Here is a 17,810-nt window from a genome sequence, read left to right as displayed (position 1 = left end):
CGGGGTTCTACAACGTCGCGCCGGACTTGTCTCGCTCACCGGCCATATAGGAGGAACCCGGCGCCGAAAGCCGCTGTACACCGTTCCGTGACGTGGTCGCGGTATGGGCGCGCAGATCGGCCAGTTCTGCACGGGCCCGCCTGATATCGGCCTCATGCTGACGTGCTGCGCGGCGCCAGTGCCCTTGCCTGAACCAGGTCGCCATGCCCCCTGCAATGACACCCAGGATGGCCGACAGGATGATCACAACGAATAGCGGCATCGTGGCACCGACCGCGGGATCGCTGCTGTTGAACGGATCGAAGGAGACCGTGACCAGATGACGATTGGCGACGGCGAACACGACGAAGACGATCGCGAGGGGGATGATCACCAGAGCTGAGAAGAATTTGCGCATCAACGTCTCTCGCGAAGGCGATGCGGGCGCGCATTCCGCTAATTGGCTCAGACCTGTCGGCCCGAATGCGCGCTACCTCAAAGTTCTTTATGACGCCGCGCTGGCTTCCGGCGCGCCATTCTCACGGTTGAGCCGCTCGCGCATTTCCTTGCCGGTCTTGAAGAACGGAACGCTCTTCTGGTCTACCGGAACATGCTCGCCAGTCCGCGGATTGCGGCCTGCGCGGGCGGGGCGATGCTTCACCGAGAATGCACCGAAGCCGCGAAGTTCGACACGGTCACCGCGTGCCAGCGCAGCTACGATCTCATCGAGAATCGCATTCACGATGTTCTCAACATCCCGCTGGTAGAGGTGCGGGTTATGCTCAGCGATGCGTTGAACGAGTTCGGATTTGATCATCGAGACGTTGGACTCTGAACGGGAGGATGCATTTCCGTGAAAATGCCTTGAACTGTCAAGACGCTAAATGAATTCGGGCACCTTCGAAAATGCGTGACAAATGCCCGAAACCGTTGTTGCAGCCTTCCTTGCAGTGCGGAAAGAACAGGACGAGCGGTTCCCTAGTTAGTGGTGGCCGGCCGCCACAACGCCAGCATGCCATCGAGGCCGAAGCCATCCATGGCCTGCGCGAGGCCCGCCTGCTCGACCTGCCGCGCGATCGCACCAAGACCTACAGCGTCGAGCGTGATCGTCGCAGCAGCGCGCAGGAAGGTGAAATCGCTGAATTTAGGCGTCAGCTTGAAGTCGCGAACCGGCAGGTCACTCTTGATCTTCTTCTCGGATACCAGCCACGCCACGGCGGCTTTCTCGTCGCCAAGCTGATCAATCAGCTTGAGGTCCACGGCCTGGCGCCCCGTGAAAACACGGCCATCGGCGACTTTCTGTAGTTGCGCGTCATCCATGGCGCGGCGGCTCTGCACGAGCCCGCGGAACCAGCCGTAGGAGTCCCTCACCAGCGATTCCAGCGCTGCCCGCGCCTCCGGGCTGGTCGGCTCGAAACCATTGGGCGCCGCCTTCAGGGGCGAGGATTTGACCTGCTCGACCTCGACACCGACGGTCTTCATCAACCCCGTGAAATTGGGAAACTGGAACAGAACACCGATGGAGCCGACCAGCGAGCTCTGCTGCGCAACGATATGGTCGGATGCGAGTGCCGCGATGTAGCCGCCCGATGCGGCCAGGCCCTCGACGACAACGACCATCGGTTTCTTGGCCTTGAGGCGCATCAGCGCGTCATAGAGCTGCTCAGAGCCAGCCGTGGTGCCGCCCGGCGAATTGATATGTACCACCACCGCTGCCGCGGATGACTTCTCCAGCCGCTCCAGCGCCTCGACGCGATCATTGTTGCTCTGGATCAGGCCCTCGATCTTGATGCGCGCGATCGCCCCCGACGACGACAGCGCCTCAGAGCCCGACCGTGTCACCACGACGCCAACGACGACCACAGCAGCGACCGCGACCAGTACCGCTGCCACGCGCCAGAACGTCAGCTTGCGACGTATCCTGCGGCGATCGACGATCACATCGGAATCAAGCGACATCGGAAATCTCCTAAGCCCTCGGCGAGAGCTGCGTCTGGCGGATGCTGCATCTGTCGTCCGGGCAGCGTTTACTTGAGGTATCTCAAATACATCAATTGCGAGGCAATATGAAGAAAACATGGTCGAAACAGCAAAAAGGGCCCCGGTGAAACCGGGGCCCCTAATTGGTAGCAACAAGTGAGTCGAAACTTACTTGCGCGCTTACTTGTCGGTGCTCTGCTTGAGCGCCTTGCCGAGAATGTCGCCGAGGGTCGCGCCCGAATCCGACGATCCGTACTGCGCGATGGCTTCCTTCTCTTCTGCCACTTCGAGAGCCTTGATCGACACCTGGACCTTACGGGCCTTCTTGTCGAACTGGATCACGCGGGCATCGACCTTCTCGCCGACGGCGAAACGCTCAGCGCGCTGATCCGAGCGCTCACGCGCCAGTTCCGAACGCTTGATGAAGGTCGTGAAGTCGGTGCCGGCGATCTGAACGTCGATGCCGGATTCCTTCACTTCGATCACTTCGCAAGTCACGACAGCGCCCTTCTTGACGTCGCCCGGCTCTGCGAAGGGGTCGCCTTCGAGCTGCTTGACGCCGAGCGAAATGCGCTCCTTCTCGACATCCACATCGAGGACGATGGCCTTGACCATGTCGCCCTTCTTGAAGTTGTCGATAACCTGCTCGCCCGGCTGCTTCCAGTCGAGATCGGAGAGATGGACCATGCCGTCCACGTCGCCTTCGAGACCCAGGAACAGACCGAACTCGGTCTTGTTCTTGACTTCGCCTTCGACGGTCGAACCGACCGGGAACTTCTCGACGAACACTTCCCACGGATTGCGCATGGTCTGCTTGAGACCGAGCGAAATGCGGCGCTTGACGCTGTCGACTTCGAGAACCTGCACTTCGACTTCCTGCGAGGTCGAAACGATCTTGCCGGGGTGCATGTTCTTCTTGGTCCACGACATCTCCGACACGTGGATCAGGCCTTCGATGCCCGGCTCCAGTTCGACGAATGCGCCGTAGTCGGTGATGTTGGTGACGCGACCCGAGAAGCGTGCGTTCAGCGGGTACTTGGCCTCGATGCCCTGCCACGGATCGTCGAGCAGCTGCTTCATGCCGAGCGAGATACGGTGGGTCTCGTGGTTGATCTTGATGATCTTGACCTTGACCGTCTGACCGATGGTGAGCACTTCGGTCGGATGGTTGACGCGGCGCCACGCGATATCGGTGACGTGCAGCAGGCCGTCGATACCGCCGAGGTCAACGAACGCACCGTAATCGGTGATGTTCTTGACGACGCCGTCGATGACCTGACCCTCTTCGAGGTTCTGGACCAGTTCCTGACGCTGTTCGGCGCGGGTCTCTTCGAGAACCGTACGACGCGACACGACGATGTTGCCGCGGCGGCGATCCATCTTGAGGATCTGGAACGGCTGCGAGTTGTTCATCAGCGGAGCGACGTCGCGGATCGGACGAATGTCCACCTGCGAACGCGGCAGGAAGGCCACTGCACCGTCGAGATCGACGGTGAAGCCACCCTTGACCTGGTTGAAGATGACGCCGTGAACCTTCTCATTGTTGTTGAAGGCCTTCTCGAGCTTGCCCCAGCTCTCTTCGCGGCGGGCCTTGTCGCGCGACAGAACGGCTTCGCCCAGTGCGTTTTCGATCCGGTCGAGGAACACTTCGACTTCGTCGCCGACCTTGAGTTCGCTGTCACGGCCGGGACCGGCGAATTCGCGCAGTGCCACACGGCCTTCAGTCTTCAGGCCGACGTCGATGACGGCCATGTCCTTTTCAATCGCAACCACGATGCCCTTGATAACAGAGCTTTCCTGAAGGTTGCCGCCCGCGAAGGACTCGTCGAGCATTGCCGCGAAATCATCGCGGGAAGGATTATACGAAGAAGCAGTCGAAGCCATTTGTTCTCCAGATGCGGGTATCGCCGGCCGTTCGGGTTAATGGGCGTCTCAAATGTGAAGTGTCAGGGGTCCGCAACCTCTAACGACCGCCTTGCAGGAGGATGCAAGAACGGGCCGGCAGCATGCCTTCACGATCGAAACGTGGGTAGGGTCTTGATGGTGTCCGGAGCCTGAAGCGCGTATCGCAGCTCGAGATCGGGAGCGGGCTTTCCTCCAATGACGGCAACGGTTTTGTCTGAGGTCTTTCGGAAAGAAAGAAAAATCAGACCCGTTGCCGGCCCGCTCGGACGGCCTCGACAATGTCGATGGCGGCCCGGACGCCGCCTTCTATATCCAAATTGGAGTTATCCAGCAAGTATGCATCCGTGGCCGGCTTCAGAGGCGCAATCGGGCGGTTCCGGTCGCGTTCGTCGCGCCTGATGATATCCGCCAGCACGGCAGCCTCATCGGCCACCTCGCCCCGTCCAAGAGCCTCCAGGGTGCGCCGGCGGGCGCGGACCCTGGCATCGGCGACGACGAAGATCTTCACGTCGGCATGGGGGCAGATCACGGTTCCAATGTCCCGGCCGTCGAGCACCGCACCCGGCGGATCCTCGGCAAAACGCCGCTGGAAGTTCAAAAGGACCTCCCGCACCCGGGGGATGGCCGAGACCACAGAGGCCGCATCACCGACTTCTTGGGTCTTCAGCGCCGGATTGCCGAATTTCTCGGGATCGAGCTCACTGGCGACAGCCACGGCCTGCGCCTCATCGGTCAGGTCCGCGCCAAGATCGAGCAGCGCCTTGGCGACCGCGCGATAGATCACGCCGGTATCGAGGTGCCGGTAGCCGTAATGGTGCGCCAAACGTTTGCCCAGCGTGCCTTTTCCGGATGCGGCGGGACCGTCGATAGCAATAATCATGCGTTGCGCGTGCTCGTCTTGTCACGATGAATGGCGGTGGATCGGGAGTCAGGCTCGCGCGACCTGCGCGGGCTTAGCACCCGTCTCCGGAAATATCCACGCCGGCAACCTCAGGAGAAATCAGCACCCAGCCGACGCATCATCGGGATGAAATCGGGGAAGCTGGTCGCGATGAATGTCGTGTCGTCGATGGTCACCGGTCTGTCGGAAGCGAGGCCCATGGCCAGCGCCGACATGGCGATGCGGTGATCCATATGGGTGGCGACGAGGCCACCGCCAGCAACGCGACCGTCACCGTGCACGATGAGGTCATCGCCAACGATCTGGACATTAACGCCGTTGACCCGCAGCATCGCCGCAGTGGCTTCCAGACGGTCGGATTCCTTCACGCGCAGCTCCTGCAGCCCGCGCATGATGGTCGTGCCCTCGGCAAAAGCCGCAGCGACTGCGAGCACGAGATATTCGTCGATCATCGACGGCGCGCGCTCCGGCGGCACTTCGACACCGTGCAGCTTCGAGGCCTTGATCCGGAACTGCGCCATCGGTTCGCCGGCATCGCCGCGGATATCGCTTTCCTCGATGGATGCGCCCATCTCGCGCAACGTCGTGAACAGCCCGGTGCGCAGCGGATTGGTCATCACATCGGTGAGCACGATCTCGGAGCCCGGCACGATCAATGCCGCGACCATCGGGAATGCTGCGGAGGACGGATCTGCCGGCACCACGACATTGGCCCCCTTCAGTTCGGGCTGGCCCGTCAGCGTGATCTTGCGGCCGTGCGCGCCTTCTTTCTCGGAAGTAATCTCGGCGCCGAAATGCTTGAGCATCAGCTCGGTGTGGTCCCGGCTGGCCTCGGTCTCGATGACCGTGGTGGTGCCAGGGGCCGACAGGCCGGCCAGCAGCACGGCCGACTTGATCTGGGCGGAGGCTACCGGGGTACGATAGACGATCGGCAGCGGATCACGCGCGCCTTTGAGCGTCAGCGGCAGACGCCCGCCGTCCTGGCTCGCGGTCACCCTGGCGCCCATCAGCTCCAGGGGATCGACGATCCGGCGCATCGGCCGGCTGCGCAGCGACGCATCGCCATCGAATGTCGCCTCGATCGGGCAGCCTGCGACAGCCCCCATCACCAGCCGGCATCCGGTACCCGAATTGCCAAAATCCAGTGGCGCCTTGGGCGCGGCGAAGCCGGCAACGCCGACGCCGTTGACCTTCCACGCAAAATCGCCGGTTCGTTGGACGCTGGCGCCCAGCGCCTGCATCGATTTGGCGGTATTCAGGACGTCCTCACCCTCCAGCAGTCCCGTGATCCGGGTCTCGCCGACCGCCAAGGCACCCAGAATAAGAGCCCGGTGCGAGATCGACTTGTCGCCGGGCACGCGGGCAGAGCCGCGCAGGGCGCCGGATTTTCGCGCTGTCAGCGGGGTCGGCTGGGCGGCGGCTGTGTCTGATTGGGTCAAGATTGTGTTCCTTCGCGCAGGCGGCTCGTAGCATATGAGCCACGCTGCGTCACGCAGCGGTCATTCTCACGCAAACCGCTATTGACAGGGGCGCGTCAACTAGCCAAGTGAAGCACCGTTTTTCAAAAAATCCCCAGGACCCTTCACGTGGCCAAATCCGATCTCGGAACCAAACGCATTTGCCCCACGACGGGCAAGAAGTTCTACGACCTCAACAAGAGCCCGGTGATTTCGCCTTATACGGGCGAGGTTGTGCCGATTGCGCCGATTGCGCCGCCGCGGACCCGCGCGGATGCAGCCGCACGCGCAGCTGCAGCATCTGCCGCCGCGGAAACTCCGGAAGCCGCCGAGAGCGAAGAATTGGTCTCGCTGGAGGAAGCCGACGCCGAGGAAAATACCGGCAAGAAGGCTGCCGTGCTGGAATCCGAGGACGATATCGAAGTCGATGACACCATCGATGACGATGAGGACGATGATTCGACCTTCATTGCCGACGAAGAAGAAGGCGATGAGGACGTGACCGACATCATCGGCGACGTCTCGGGCGACGAAGAAAGTTAAGCTCAGAAGAGACTTGAGATCACTCCTGATATGTGATCTTGGTTTGCCGCGCGACGCCCCACCCAGTGCGTCGCAGGTATTGGGGCCATAGCTCAGCTGGGAGAGCGCTTGCATGGCATGCAAGAGGTCGGCGGTTCGATCCCGCCTGGCTCCACCATCCTTCGCTCGCTTCGCGAGCTTCGGCTCGGCAAGCCGCACCAACCCATCCTCGTAGAGAATGACCGCGCTAATCCCCGAGCGCTGCGTTCAGCCGATCACGTAGCGCCACGAGTTCATTTTTCATCGCAGCCATTTCGCCGACCGTGCAGGCTGACGCTGCGAGGATTCCCTGCGGCACAGCCTTGGCTTTTTCACGCAGCGCCTGACCTTGCGCCGTCAATGCGATCAGCATCTGCCGCTCGTCTTCGATGCTGCGGGTGCGTTTGATCAGGCCGGCCGCTTCCAGCCGCTTCAACAGCGGCGTCAGCGTGCCGGAATCGAGAAACAGCCGCTCGCCGATGTCCTTCACCGGCACATTGTCCTGCTCCCACAGCACCAGCATCGCCAGATATTGCGGATAGGTCAGCTTCAATCGGTCCAGCAGCGGCTTGTAGACGCGGTTGAACGCGTGGCCGGTCGAATAGACGGCAAAGCAGAGCTGGTTATCGAGCTGCAGCAGCGGAACAGGTGCGGGTTTCTTGGCCATGATTATCTCCGGAGCTTATTTGGCCACAGGTGATCCCAGACCCAAACCCCTTCACGATCAGTTGAGCACAATTCGATTGCCCCGTCCATTTTATGTATTGCGCACAATCTAATTGTGCGCAATTATGATAGGGCAAGACACAAACAACGAGGAGACCCACCATGTCTGTCAACGTGCTCTACAAGACCAGCGCCAAGGCAACCGGCGGCCGCGATGGCCACGCCGCTACGCTTGATGGCGCGCTCGACGTCAAACTCACCACGCCGAAGGAACTCGGCGGCGCAGGCGGCGCCGGCAACAATCCCGAGCAGCTGTTCGCGGCCGGCTATGCTGCCTGTTTCATCGGCGCGATGAAGTTCGTGGGCTCGCAGGGCGGCCCCAAGGTGCCCGCAGACGTTTCGGTCACCTCCACGGTGGGCATCGGTCCGCGCTCGGCTGGTGGTTTCGGCCTCGATGTCGAACTCGCGGTCTCCCTGCCGGGTCTGGCGCGCGCAGAAGCTGAAGCGCTGGTCGAGAAAGCGCATCAGGTCTGCCCGTATTCCAACGCCACACGCGGCAATATCGACGTCCGCACCGTGATCGTCTGAGTTACGGCGACGCAAGCGAATTAACTCTCGATACGAACGGGCTCGGCCATCGGCCGAGCCCGTTCGCGTTCGTCTGGCGGTTGCGCCATACCCTCGCTCTGGCCATAGCCGCTGCCCGGACAAGGCCATTGCTGACCAGCCGGAAGCCCGCTAGCTCTGACAGCCCTTACATGCTCTCTGGCATAAAAATATCCCAACGACACTTGAGAGAAGGCTGATTGAATGAGCTTGCCCATAGCTCCCGGCGCGATTGCCGGCCTGCGCGTGATCGATCTGTCGCGCGTTCTTGGCGGACCCTATTGCACCCAGATTCTGGCCGACCACGGCGCTGACGTCGTCAAGGTCGAGCCGCCCGCCGGCGACGAGACTCGCGACTGGGGCCCCCCCTTCCACGACGACGATGCGGCCTATTTCATCGGCACCAACCGCAACAAGCGTTCGATCGGTCTCGACCTCGCCTCCGACGGCGGTCGTAGTGTGCTGATGCGGATGCTCGAAAATGCCGACGTGATGATCGAGAACTTCAAGCCCGGCACGCTCGACAAATGGGGAATCGGCAACGATTTCCTGCGCGAGAAATTCCCGCAGCTGATCCATTGCCGCATCTCCGGCTTCGGCGGCGACGGCCCACATGGCGGGCACCCCGGCTATGACGCGATCATCCAGTCGATGGTCGGCCTGATGGCATCGACCGGCTCGCAGGAAAGCGGCCCGACCCGCATCGGCGTCGCGCTCGTCGACATGGCGACCGGTCTCTATGCCTGCGTCGGGATCCTGATGGCGCTCGCCGAGCGTGCCAAATCGGGGCTCGGTCAATTCGTCGAGGCGACACTGTACGAAACCGGCCTCGCGATCATGCATCCGCATACCGCGAACTATTTCTACAATGGCGGCAAGCCGCCGGCGCTGACCGGCAACGAACATCCGAACCTGGTGCCCTACGCCGTGTTCGCTGCCCGCGACGGCAACATCTTCATGGGCGTCGGCAATGACGGCACCTTCCGGAAGCTGTGCCGCGAACTTGGCAAGCCGGAGCTCGGCACGGACGTGCGCTTCGCACGCAACCGCGACCGCGTGCAGAATCGCGATGCGCTGCGTGCCGAGCTGGAAGCGATCCTGAAGGATCACGACAGCGCGCCGCTGTGCGAGCGTCTGCTTGGCGCCGGCCTCCCCGCCGGCCCGGTGCAGTCGATCGACAAGGCGCTCGCCAATGCCCACACGAAGCATCGCGGCGATATCATCGAGAAGGACTGGTACAAGGGCGTCGCCTCGCCGGTCCGCTTCGACCGCACCAAAGCGAGCCTGCGCCACGTGCCGCCTAAGTTCAACGAGCACTTCAACGAGATCCTCACCGAGTTCGGCTACTCCGGTGATGAAATCAAGGAGCTGGTCGCCAAAGGAACCGTGAGCGGCTCCGAGCGCAAGCGATAAAACAACACGGGGCTGCGCGATCTGCAGCCCCGTTCGTCTTCGACTTTTTGCGGCTTCCCAACGCCGCCATTTCCCGCCTAGCATCCGCGCTGTCAAAATGTCGCATGCACGTCATCCGGCGCAGCTTTGTTGCAACGAGACGATGACGGCTAACGGGAGAAACTGGATGATCCGCCCCCAATTCGCACTCGCCACTCTGTTCGCATGCACGCTGGCGCTCGCTTCGCCCGCGCAAGCGGTGACCGAGATCCAGTGGTGGCACGCGATGACCGGCGGCAACAACGACATCGTCAACAAGCTCGCGGCTGACTTCAATGCCAGCCAGTCGGACTACAAGGTGGTCCCGACCTTCAAGGGCAGCTATCCCGACACCATGAATGCCGGCATCGCAGCATTTCGCGCCGGCACCGCACCGCACATCCTGCAGGTCTTCGAGGTCGGTACCGCGACCATGATGAGCGCCAAGGGCGCCGTCAAACCTGTCTATCAGCTGATGAAGGATGCGGGAGAGCCGTTCGATCCAAACAACTATCTGCCCGCGATCACCGGCTACTACTCGACATCGAAGGGCGAAATGCTGTCGTTTCCCTTCAACTCATCGTCGATGGTGATGTGGGTCAATCTGGATGCACTGAAGAAGGCCAACATTGCCGAGATTCCCAAGACCTGGCCCGAAGTGTTCGAGGGTGCCAAGAAGCTCAAGGCGGCTGGCTATGCGACCTGCGGCTTCTCCAATGCCTGGGCGACCTGGGCCAATATCGAGCAGTTCTCGGCATGGCACAACGTGCCGATCGGTACCAAGGCGAACGGACTCGACGGCTTCGACACCGAGCTGAAATTCAATTCGCCACTGCATGTCAAACATCTGCAGACACTGATCGAATTGCAGAAGGACAAGACCTACGATTATTCCGGTCGCGCCAATGCCAGCGAGAGTCGCTTCGGCTCCGGCGAATGCCCGCTCTTCATGACCTCGTCCGGCTATTATGCGACGGCGAAGGGTACCGCCAAATTCCCCTTTACCTCGGTGCCGATGCCCTACTATCCCGACGTCACCGGCGCGCCGCAGAATTCGATCATCGGCGGCGCTTCGCTATGGGTGATGGGCGGTAAGAAGCCTGAGGAATACAAGGGCATCGCGAAATTCTTCAGCTTCCTGTCCGACACAGATCGTCAGGCCAAGCTGCATCAGGAGTCCGGTTATCTGCCGATCACCAAGGCCGCCTATGAAAAGACTAAGGCCGACGGTTTCTATGACAAGAACCCGATCCTGCAGACCCCGCTGAAGGAGCTGACCAACAAGGAGCCGACCGAAAATTCGCGCGGCCTGCGGTTCGGCAACATGGTGCAGTTGCGAGACATCTGGTCCGAAGAGATCGAGGCTGCGCTAGGTGGCCAGAAGACGGCACAACAGGCGCTCGACACCGCCGTGAGCCGTGGCAACGCCATGTTGCGGACCTTCGAAAAGACTGCGAAGTAGTATTCAAGCGGACGCTGTCGTTGCCCGGCCTCGCGCGCAATTGCGCGCTTGGACGGGCGATGACATGAGCAGAATGAGGCTGCTTTCTGGGGCACGACGAACTGCATGGAAAAGTCCGCGGTCTTCAAGGGTAAGCTGCTGCCATATTTGTTGCTCGTGCCGCAGCTGGTCATCACCCTGGTGTTTTTCTACTGGCCGGCCAGCCAGGCTGTCTGGCAATCGTTTTTGCGCGAGGACGCGTTCGGCCTGAACTCGGAATTCATCGGGCTGGAGAACTATCAGGCGCTGCTTGCCCAGCCGGAATACTACAAGGCAATGGCGACGACCGTGGTGTTCTCGTCGCTGGTCGCGGCGCTCTCGCTGTCGATCGCATTGTTGTTCGCCACCCAGGCCGACAAAAATCTGAAAGCAGCACCGACCTTCAAGGTCATGATGATCTGGCCCTATGCGGTGGCGCCGGCCGTCGCCGGCGTGCTGTGGCTGTTCATCTTCCATCCCTCCCTCGGCACCATGGCACGGCCGCTGCGCATGATGGGCTTCAACTGGAATCCGATGTTGAACGGCAACCACGCCATGGCGCTCGTCGTCATGGCCGCGGTGTGGAAGCAGATCGCCTATAATTTCCTGTTCTTCCTGGCCGGCCTGCAGGCGATCCCGCGCAGCGTACTAGAGGCCGGGGCGATTGATGGCGCCGGGCCGTATCGGCGATTCTGGACGATCACGTTCCCGCTGCTGTCGCCGACCACGTTCTTCCTGCTGGTCGTCAACGTCGTCTATGTGTTTTTCGACACCTTCGGCATCATCGACGCGGTCACCGGCGGCGGGCCGGCCGGGGCGACGACCACCATGGTCTACAAGGTCTATGCCGACGGCAGGCTCGGCGGCGACCTCGGCGGATCGGCAGCGCAGTCGGTGATCCTGATGGTTATCGTGATCGCGCTCACGGCCATCCAGTTTCGCTATGTCGAGCGCAAGGTGCAGTACTGATGGTCGAGCACCGCCGCTGGAACGACATCCTCGCTTACGCGATCCTGACACTCGGCGTGTTCATCGTCGTGTTCCCGGTCTATGTCGCACTGATCGCCTCGACACATGACGCAGCAACGGTGGTCAACGGCAACATGCCGATGCTGCCGGGCAGTCATACGCTGGAGAACTACTACCGGGCGATCTTCGTCGGCGGATCGCGCGCCAGCCGCGAGCCGGTCGGCCATATGCTGATGAACTCGTTCGTCATGGCAATGGGCATCGCGCTCGGCAAGATCGTGATCTCGATCCTCTCCGCCTATGCCGTGGTGTATTTCCGTTTTCCGTTCCGCCAGACGGCGTTCTGGATCATCTTCGTGACGCTGATGCTGCCGGTCGAGGTCCGTATCTATCCGACCTACAAGGTGATCGCCGATCTGAAGATGCTCGACACCTATGCCGGGCTGATCCTGCCGCTGATCGCATCGGCCACCGGCACGCTGCTGTTTCGCCAGTTCTTCATGACCATCCCCGATGAATTGCTCGAAGCCTCACGCATCGACGGCGCCGGTCCCTTTCGCTTTTTCAAGGATACGCTGCTGCCACTGTCGGTCACGACGATGGCAGCGCTGTTCGTGATCCAGTTCATCTATGGCTGGAACCAGTATCTGTGGCCGCTGCTGATCACGACGCAGGAATCCATGCAGACCATTGTCACCGGCATCAAGAAGATGCTGACGACGACGGATGAACTCGCTGAATGGCAGCTCGCGATGGCGACGGCGATTCTTGCGATGGTGCCTCCTGTCGCCGTGGTGGTGTTCATGCAGCGGCTGTTCGTGCGCGGCCTGGTCGAGACGGAGAAGTAAATTCAGATGGCCAATGTTTCGCTGCGCAACGTCCGTAAGACCTATCCCGGCGGCTTCGAGGCCATCAAAGGCATCGATTTCGATATCGGCGACGGCCAGTTCTGCGTGCTGGTAGGACCAAGCGGCTGCGGCAAGTCGACCTTGCTGCGCATGGTTGCCGGCCTCGAAACCGTCACCTCCGGCGAGGTCGATATTGGCGGCCGTGTCGTCAACGAGATCGAGCCGGCGGATCGCGACATCGCCATGGTGTTTCAGAATTACGCGCTCTATCCGCATATGAGCGTCTACAACAACATGGCCTACGGCCTGCGCAACAGGGGCATGCCGAAGCCGGAGATCGATACGCGCGTACGCGAAGCCGCTCAGACACTCGAACTCGCCGGCATGCTCGATCGCAAGCCCAGACAATTGTCCGGCGGCCAGCGCCAGCGCGTTGCCATGGGCCGCGCCATCGTCCGCCAGCCGAAAGTGTTCCTGTTCGACGAGCCACTGTCCAATCTCGATGCTAAGCTGCGCGTTGCCATGCGGGTCGAAATCCGGAAGCTGCAACGTCGCCTCAAGACGACGTCGATCTACGTCACCCACGATCAGTTGGAGGCGATGACGCTGGCGGATATTCTGGTGGTAATGAACGGTGGCCAGGTCGAGCAGATCGGCAGTCCGCTCGATATCTACCGCAAGCCGGCGACCACTTTCGTCGCCTCCTTTATCGGCGCGCCGCCGATGAACCTGATCAAGCTGGGCGGCGATGAGATCCGTGCGCAGTTCGCTGGCGACAGCCGCAGCGCTGCCGAGGCCGGTATCCTGGGCGTCCGGCCGGAAGACCTTGCAATCTCCGGCGAGGCGGCAGCTGACGGCGGCATCACGCTGAACCTGACGGTCGAGGCCATCGAGCGGGTGGGCGCGGAAACCTTCGTCTATGGCACCCGTGCGCGGGCCGAGAGGGCCGTCAGTGCCACTCCGGGCGAGCTGCCCGAGGGCGAGGTCATCGTGCGTATCCCTGGCCAGGATGCCCCGGCCATCGGTGCTTCGATCCGCGCCACTGCCCCCCGCGACAAACTGCACCTGTTCAGCGCTAACGGCCGCAACCGGATCGATATCTGATCGGTTTCAAGGCCTTAGTAACGGTTTTCCGGCAATTTAGAAGTGCTTGAACCGGGCTTTGGCATGCCCATATTGTTGATTGACCGGTTGGCAGAGTGCCGATTGGCCAGGGGTGCCGTAAGGGCCCCTCAAAGTCGCTTCGAGAGGGCTTTGTAGGTATGTCTCGTGTTCCTTCGTTATCTAGTCCGTTCCTTTTGGGATTCGACGAGATTGAGCGTGCGCTCGATCGCGTCGTCAAAGGCGCCGACGGTTATCCTCCTTACAACATCGAGCGGTGCGACCGTAACAACGGTCAACCCGAACGCCTGCGGATCACGCTGGCGGTCGCAGGTTTCACCCGCGATCAGCTCGATGTGACCACCGAGGAAAACCAGCTCGTGATCCGGGGCCGCCAGCAGGACGACAAGACCCGGCAATACATCCATCGCGGCATCGCCGCGCGCCACTTCCAGCGCACCTTCGTGCTGGCAGAGGGGATGCTGGTGCTAGGTGCGGATCTGAAGAACGGGCTGTTGTCGATTGATCTGGCCAGGCCTGAGCCTGAAAGGGTCATTAAGACAATCGCTATCAATGAACACGAATAATGCATGATGCGACAAACTGGTTTCCGGTTTTCGATCAGGTCATGCATCCTGAACATGGAACGAGTAGCGGACTCGACCGCTTGATCTCATAGAAGGAGTCGAGACGATGACTGAAGTTGTTACGATCAATGAAAATGCCGCCGTCACCACCGAAGCATTGGCGCATCTGGGCGAAGGTATGATCGCCTATGTGAAGCCGGTTCGCTCGGAAGATGTGCCGGGACTGTTCCCGCAGGCGCCGGAGATTGCGCCCGGATTGCAGCTGTTCGCGCTGCACGCCGCCGACGGCACGCCGATCATGCTCACCGACAGCCGTGAAGCGGCGATCGCGAATGCATGGAGCCAGGAATTGCAGACCGTCAGCGTTCACTAACGCGAACTGGCCAGCATGCAGGCGTCAGGATACGCGGTGACAGCCGCGTATCCCAATGTCGAGTATCCCAGCGTCCAAACGACGATCATCACGCGCAGGCGCTCGGCTTGCATGACGCGGTATCTATTTAACCCGTCGTCAATATCGTGAGCACATCATCGGACGCAATCGATTCGCACGCGACCTCTCATCCGCTGCGCCATCTGAAAAACTGATCCCCCTATCAATAGCAATCTGGATATCCGACGCGATGGCATCATTGCGCCTGATCTTTGCTGCCGTTTCACAGAAGAAAATGGTGACCACGCATTCACCATGACTTGAGAAAATCTGGTCATGTTGAGATTCGAGGTCGCCATGAATGGATCGACACAAGCCCAGATAGTTCAAGTCGAAGACTTGCTACGGAGCTTCGGTGCAACGATCACCGCTCCAAAATCAGAGGCAGTTCCCCGGACCGGCTCCTGGGATTTTGATAGTCGGCCGGTGATCGCAGCCTGTTTCGCGATCCTCGTCTTTGCACCGGGCTGCGCAGCTGCCACCGTATTCTTGATGCGCGCCGACGGCACCGTCCCTCCCATCATCGCACCCGACAGCAGCCCGCCTTTCGTGACCAAGTCAGACCGCTTGCCGCTCGGGCAATGGAGTATCGAGGCCGTTCAGAGCCTCGGCACTCTAAATAACGCGCGCCTTGCGACGGCTGCTGCACTCGCAGATCCCATATTTCTCTCACCAATCCTGATCCGCGGCAGCCTCGAGGACGGCACGCTCACGACCTTCGCCGAGCCCGCGGCCATGCCTGGGCCGACCATGCTGCTGTCAAAGCTGCGGGTGAAGCGTGACGTCCGGCGCCCCAAGCCACCCAAACTCGTCGCTGAAATCACTCACCCCGAGCCGCCACAACCAACCTTCTTCGAAAAGCTGTTCGGACGACGTTTCAACTAGCTCAGTCACTCTTCTCACAAGCGAGGAACACAATGCAAAACACTGCCGCGATGAACTCGGACGTCAAAGCTCTCCTCACTTTGCTGTTGCTGAAGACCGGCACCAGTTCGCCGGAGATTCACAATGCTCTGCAGCTTGCTGCCGCATCGCGGGTAATGATGGCGGAAGAATATGCCAATCCGATGCGCATGCAGGGCATAGAAGCTTCAGGCAGCAACGTCGCCAAGCTTCGTCCCGTAACCGCCGTCAACGTTCCTGAAACGTCACCGGCCGTGCGACGCATGAAGCAGAGCGCAGACGCGATGAATTCCGACGTCAAGGCGCTGCTGACGTTGCTGCTGCTCAAGAGCGGCGCGGATTCCAACGAGATCCAGACAGCACTGCGGATGGCAGCATCATCGCGCGCAGTCGCTGCAGCGGATGAAGCAGAATCGATCCGTGCCGAAACGCAGGCCGAAGCTGCCTCTGCAGCCATGAACGAGCTCGCATCGATCACCGCGCGGCAGGTGGTGCGCAACGAGTCGCTCGCTCCAATCTCGGCCAAGGAATTCGCGGCATAAGCTGGCAAGGCCAACCAGCCTTCTATCTCCGCGCAAGCAGGGATATGGTTCGGAGTAGGAGAATCGCCCGGTCCAACCGGGCGATTCCCGCGTAAGCTGCGGGATGAGCCGGTTAGGCGGCTGTCGCCGGCGGCAAAGCGAGCACGGAATAAATCGCCTGCGCGTCACGGGAGGCACGCAGCTTTTTGGCGACGTCCTGATCGCGTAGCAGACGCGCGATCCGCGCCAGCGCCTTCAGATGATCGGCGCCCGCACCTTCCGGCGCCAGCAGCAGAAACACCAGATCGACTGGCTGGCCGTCCATGGCCTCGAAATCGATCGGACGATCGAGACGCGCAAACAGGCCGAACAGCTTGTCGAGCTTCGGCAACTTGCCATGCGGAATGGCAACGCCATAGCCCACGGCCGTCGTACCGAGCTTCTCACGCTGCAACAGCACCTCGAAAATGGCGCGGTCGTTCTGACCGGTGAGCGCGGAAGCGCGCGCAGCGAGCTCCTGCAGCGCCTGCTTCTTGCTGTTGACCTTCAACGCCGGGATTATCGCCTCGGGCGCGACCAGATCGGTAATCGTCATTGACCGTTCCGAGGATGTTTGACCGTCAGCGGGTAGTTAGAACCAAAACCGGCAGCGTCAAGAAAGACTGGAAAGGGACATCGTTCCCTGTGATGGAAAACGCGCCGGGCGCGAACGCCCGGACGTACTCTAGCACCGGAACCCCCCATGCGAAATCCATTGACCGGTATAACCCTGTCAAAGGCGGCGGACCATAGGGAGGGGCCGTTTGGGCGTCAATGCCGTCAGGACGGTTTAACCACCGGTGGATCGACCCAACCCACGTTACCGTCGCCTCGGCGGTACACGATATTCACCCGACCGGTACTGCCATGCAGGAATAGCACGACGGCCGCGCCGGTGAAATCAAGTTCCATGACAGCTTCGCTCACCGAGAACCGCTTCAGCGACCTGGTCGATTCGGCAATGATGACCGGATCGTAGCCACTGTCGGCATCGCCCTCATGATCGGGCGCCTCAAGGATGTAGCTCGGCGCGTCCAAAGTCGGGGCCGTGAGTTCAGCCATTGCCTGATTTTCAGCATGCGTCTTGCGCGCGGAACGATCCTTCAGCCGGCTCTTGTAGCGACGCAAACGTTTCTCGATCTGAAGCAACGCCTGATCGGCACTGGCATAAGCATCCGCTGCATTGGAGTCCGCTTCGAGCGTAATTCCGGAATCGAGATGCAACGCACAATCGGTGCGGAAGCCGAAGCCGTCTTTGCTGAGCGTGATGTGACCGGAATAGTTGCCATCGAAATATTTGCGAAGGACCTCATCGGTCCGCTCGCTCACGCGGCCTCGCAAAGCGTCTCCGACATTGATGCTTTTTCCCGAGATACGAAGGGTCATGCTGATGCCTCGATTCTTCTGCCTTGAACCGACAGTATCCCGTTTCCACGGGAGTGC

Annotated in this window: 20 protein-coding genes and 1 tRNA gene; 12 read left to right on the top strand and 9 right to left on the bottom strand. The window is 60.9% G+C overall.

What is annotated here, in order from left to right; all coding sequences use genetic code 11:
* Positions 1-7 precede the first annotated feature (7 nt).
* From AB7828_RS21780 to aroA, 6 genes are all read right to left on the bottom strand, one after another.
* Entirely contained in the window at positions 8-397 is a 390-nt protein-coding gene (locus AB7828_RS21780) for a LapA family protein (protein ID WP_441231136.1), read from the bottom strand.
* A gap of 87 nt (positions 398-484) precedes the next feature.
* Positions 485-796 carry an integration host factor subunit beta gene (locus tag AB7828_RS21775; RefSeq protein ID WP_089266402.1) on the bottom strand — a complete coding sequence of 104 codons (312 nt, stop codon included), beginning with the start codon at positions 794-796 and terminating at the stop codon, positions 485-487.
* 161 nt (positions 797-957) lie between these two features.
* Positions 958-1,938 carry a signal peptide peptidase SppA gene (gene sppA / locus AB7828_RS21770; RefSeq protein WP_175369406.1) on the bottom strand — a complete coding sequence of 327 codons (981 nt, stop codon included), beginning with the start codon at positions 1,936-1,938 and terminating at the stop codon, positions 958-960.
* A gap of 201 nt (positions 1,939-2,139) precedes the next feature.
* Entirely contained in the window at positions 2,140-3,843 is a 1,704-nt protein-coding gene (rpsA, locus tag AB7828_RS21765) for a 30S ribosomal protein S1 (RefSeq protein WP_068730324.1), read from the bottom strand.
* A gap of 262 nt (positions 3,844-4,105) precedes the next feature.
* On the bottom strand, positions 4,106-4,744 hold the full coding sequence (gene cmk / locus AB7828_RS21760; RefSeq protein ID WP_441231135.1) for a (d)CMP kinase: 639 nt from the start codon (positions 4,742-4,744) through the stop codon (positions 4,106-4,108).
* A gap of 110 nt (positions 4,745-4,854) precedes the next feature.
* Positions 4,855-6,204 carry a 3-phosphoshikimate 1-carboxyvinyltransferase gene (gene aroA, locus AB7828_RS21755; protein ID WP_441231134.1) on the bottom strand — a complete coding sequence of 450 codons (1,350 nt, stop codon included), beginning with the start codon at positions 6,202-6,204 and terminating at the stop codon, positions 4,855-4,857.
* Positions 6,205-6,351: 147 nt separating this feature from the next.
* Between aroA and AB7828_RS21750 the strand changes: the two genes are divergently transcribed.
* Both AB7828_RS21750 and AB7828_RS21745 read left to right on the top strand, forming a co-directional pair.
* The gene (locus tag AB7828_RS21750) at positions 6,352-6,765 is read left to right on the top strand and encodes a TIGR02300 family protein (protein WP_068730321.1); all 414 of its coding nucleotides are present in this window, start codon (positions 6,352-6,354) and stop codon (positions 6,763-6,765) included.
* Positions 6,766-6,846: 81 nt separating this feature from the next.
* Positions 6,847-6,922, top strand: a tRNA-Ala gene (locus AB7828_RS21745).
* Between the two features lie 69 nt (positions 6,923-6,991).
* Here AB7828_RS21745 and AB7828_RS21740 read toward each other — a convergent pair.
* A complete protein-coding gene (locus AB7828_RS21740; RefSeq protein ID WP_175369404.1) occupies positions 6,992-7,450 on the bottom strand; it encodes a MarR family winged helix-turn-helix transcriptional regulator in 459 nt (152 codons plus the stop codon).
* Positions 7,451-7,611: 161 nt separating this feature from the next.
* On the opposite strand from AB7828_RS21740, the gene AB7828_RS21735 reads away from it, so the two are divergent.
* From AB7828_RS21735 to AB7828_RS21690, 10 genes are all read left to right on the top strand, one after another.
* On the top strand, positions 7,612-8,037 hold the full coding sequence (locus AB7828_RS21735; protein ID WP_089266392.1) for an organic hydroperoxide resistance protein: 426 nt from the start codon (positions 7,612-7,614) through the stop codon (positions 8,035-8,037).
* Positions 8,038-8,259: 222 nt separating this feature from the next.
* The gene (locus tag AB7828_RS21730; protein ID WP_089266390.1) at positions 8,260-9,468 is read left to right on the top strand and encodes a CaiB/BaiF CoA transferase family protein; all 1,209 of its coding nucleotides are present in this window, start codon (positions 8,260-8,262) and stop codon (positions 9,466-9,468) included.
* 166 nt (positions 9,469-9,634) lie between these two features.
* Entirely contained in the window at positions 9,635-10,948 is a 1,314-nt protein-coding gene (gene ugpB / locus AB7828_RS21725) for a sn-glycerol-3-phosphate ABC transporter substrate-binding protein UgpB (RefSeq protein WP_441231133.1), read from the top strand.
* A gap of 105 nt (positions 10,949-11,053) precedes the next feature.
* A complete protein-coding gene (ugpA, locus tag AB7828_RS21720) occupies positions 11,054-11,935 on the top strand; it encodes a sn-glycerol-3-phosphate ABC transporter permease UgpA (RefSeq protein ID WP_089266387.1) in 882 nt (293 codons plus the stop codon).
* On the top strand, positions 11,935-12,783 hold the full coding sequence (gene ugpE, locus AB7828_RS21715) for a sn-glycerol-3-phosphate ABC transporter permease UgpE (protein WP_231078589.1): 849 nt from the start codon (positions 11,935-11,937) through the stop codon (positions 12,781-12,783). Before ugpA ends, ugpE begins: the two co-directional genes overlap by 1 nt.
* A gap of 6 nt (positions 12,784-12,789) precedes the next feature.
* On the top strand, positions 12,790-13,887 hold the full coding sequence (locus AB7828_RS21710; protein WP_441231132.1) for a sn-glycerol-3-phosphate import ATP-binding protein UgpC: 1,098 nt from the start codon (positions 12,790-12,792) through the stop codon (positions 13,885-13,887).
* Positions 13,888-14,045: 158 nt separating this feature from the next.
* Positions 14,046-14,471 (top strand): Hsp20 family protein, encoded by a 426-nt coding sequence (locus AB7828_RS21705; protein ID WP_068730313.1) that lies wholly within the window; start codon positions 14,046-14,048, stop codon positions 14,469-14,471.
* Positions 14,472-14,577: 106 nt separating this feature from the next.
* Positions 14,578-14,844 carry a DUF1150 family protein gene (locus AB7828_RS21700; RefSeq protein ID WP_089266380.1) on the top strand — a complete coding sequence of 89 codons (267 nt, stop codon included), beginning with the start codon at positions 14,578-14,580 and terminating at the stop codon, positions 14,842-14,844.
* A 357-nt stretch (positions 14,845-15,201) separates the two neighbouring features.
* Positions 15,202-15,789: a hypothetical protein gene (locus tag AB7828_RS21695; RefSeq protein WP_441231131.1), complete on the top strand. Its 588-nt coding sequence runs from the start codon at positions 15,202-15,204 to the stop codon at positions 15,787-15,789.
* A 32-nt stretch (positions 15,790-15,821) separates the two neighbouring features.
* Positions 15,822-16,349, top strand: a complete 528-nt coding sequence (locus tag AB7828_RS21690) for a hypothetical protein (RefSeq protein ID WP_441231130.1) — start codon at positions 15,822-15,824, stop codon at positions 16,347-16,349.
* Positions 16,350-16,461: 112 nt separating this feature from the next.
* Here AB7828_RS21690 and ptsN read toward each other — a convergent pair whose 3' ends face one another.
* Together ptsN and hpf are read right to left on the bottom strand one after the other, a co-directional pair.
* Complete coding sequence (ptsN, locus tag AB7828_RS21685) at positions 16,462-16,923, bottom strand: PTS IIA-like nitrogen regulatory protein PtsN (RefSeq protein ID WP_089266376.1); 462 nt, start codon at positions 16,921-16,923, stop codon at positions 16,462-16,464.
* A gap of 224 nt (positions 16,924-17,147) precedes the next feature.
* Entirely contained in the window at positions 17,148-17,753 is a 606-nt protein-coding gene (hpf, locus tag AB7828_RS21680) for a ribosome hibernation-promoting factor, HPF/YfiA family (RefSeq protein WP_089266375.1), read from the bottom strand.
* Positions 17,754-17,810: the final 57 nt, after the last annotated feature.

Source organism: Tardiphaga sp. 215_C5_N2_1 (assembly GCF_052076055.1).
Lineage (GTDB): Bacteria > Pseudomonadota > Alphaproteobacteria > Rhizobiales > Xanthobacteraceae > Tardiphaga > Tardiphaga robiniae.
Note: the sequence above shows the minus strand (reverse complement) of the source record. Positions and strands in the feature narration are given on the sequence as shown.

Excerpts from the sequence above, each read along its gene's own strand:
- AB7828_RS21780 (WP_441231136.1), bottom strand. The coding sequence starts at position 397 with ATGCGCAAATTCTTCTCAGCTCTGGTGATCATCCCCCTCGCGATCGTC.
- AB7828_RS21775 (WP_089266402.1), bottom strand. The coding sequence starts at position 796 with ATGATCAAATCCGAACTCGTTCAACGCATCGCTGAGCATAACCCGCAC.
- sppA (WP_175369406.1), bottom strand. The coding sequence starts at position 1,938 with ATGTCGCTTGATTCCGATGTGATCGTCGATCGCCGCAGGATACGTCGC.
- rpsA (WP_068730324.1), bottom strand. The coding sequence starts at position 3,843 with ATGGCTTCGACTGCTTCTTCGTATAATCCTTCCCGCGATGATTTCGCG.
- cmk (WP_441231135.1), bottom strand. The coding sequence starts at position 4,744 with ATGATTATTGCTATCGACGGTCCCGCCGCATCCGGAAAAGGCACGCTG.
- AB7828_RS21740 (WP_175369404.1), bottom strand. The coding sequence starts at position 7,450 with ATGGCCAAGAAACCCGCACCTGTTCCGCTGCTGCAGCTCGATAACCAG.
- AB7828_RS21735 (WP_089266392.1), top strand. The coding sequence starts at position 7,612 with ATGTCTGTCAACGTGCTCTACAAGACCAGCGCCAAGGCAACCGGCGGC.
- AB7828_RS21730 (WP_089266390.1), top strand. The coding sequence starts at position 8,260 with ATGAGCTTGCCCATAGCTCCCGGCGCGATTGCCGGCCTGCGCGTGATC.
- ugpB (WP_441231133.1), top strand. The coding sequence starts at position 9,635 with ATGATCCGCCCCCAATTCGCACTCGCCACTCTGTTCGCATGCACGCTG.
- ugpA (WP_089266387.1), top strand. The coding sequence starts at position 11,054 with ATGGAAAAGTCCGCGGTCTTCAAGGGTAAGCTGCTGCCATATTTGTTG.
- ugpE (WP_231078589.1), top strand. The coding sequence starts at position 11,935 with ATGGTCGAGCACCGCCGCTGGAACGACATCCTCGCTTACGCGATCCTG.
- AB7828_RS21710 (WP_441231132.1), top strand. The coding sequence starts at position 12,790 with ATGGCCAATGTTTCGCTGCGCAACGTCCGTAAGACCTATCCCGGCGGC.
- AB7828_RS21705 (WP_068730313.1), top strand. The coding sequence starts at position 14,046 with ATGTCTCGTGTTCCTTCGTTATCTAGTCCGTTCCTTTTGGGATTCGAC.
- AB7828_RS21700 (WP_089266380.1), top strand. The coding sequence starts at position 14,578 with ATGACTGAAGTTGTTACGATCAATGAAAATGCCGCCGTCACCACCGAA.
- AB7828_RS21695 (WP_441231131.1), top strand. The coding sequence starts at position 15,202 with ATGAATGGATCGACACAAGCCCAGATAGTTCAAGTCGAAGACTTGCTA.
- AB7828_RS21690 (WP_441231130.1), top strand. The coding sequence starts at position 15,822 with ATGCAAAACACTGCCGCGATGAACTCGGACGTCAAAGCTCTCCTCACT.
- ptsN (WP_089266376.1), bottom strand. The coding sequence starts at position 16,923 with ATGACGATTACCGATCTGGTCGCGCCCGAGGCGATAATCCCGGCGTTG.
- hpf (WP_089266375.1), bottom strand. The coding sequence starts at position 17,753 with ATGACCCTTCGTATCTCGGGAAAAAGCATCAATGTCGGAGACGCTTTG.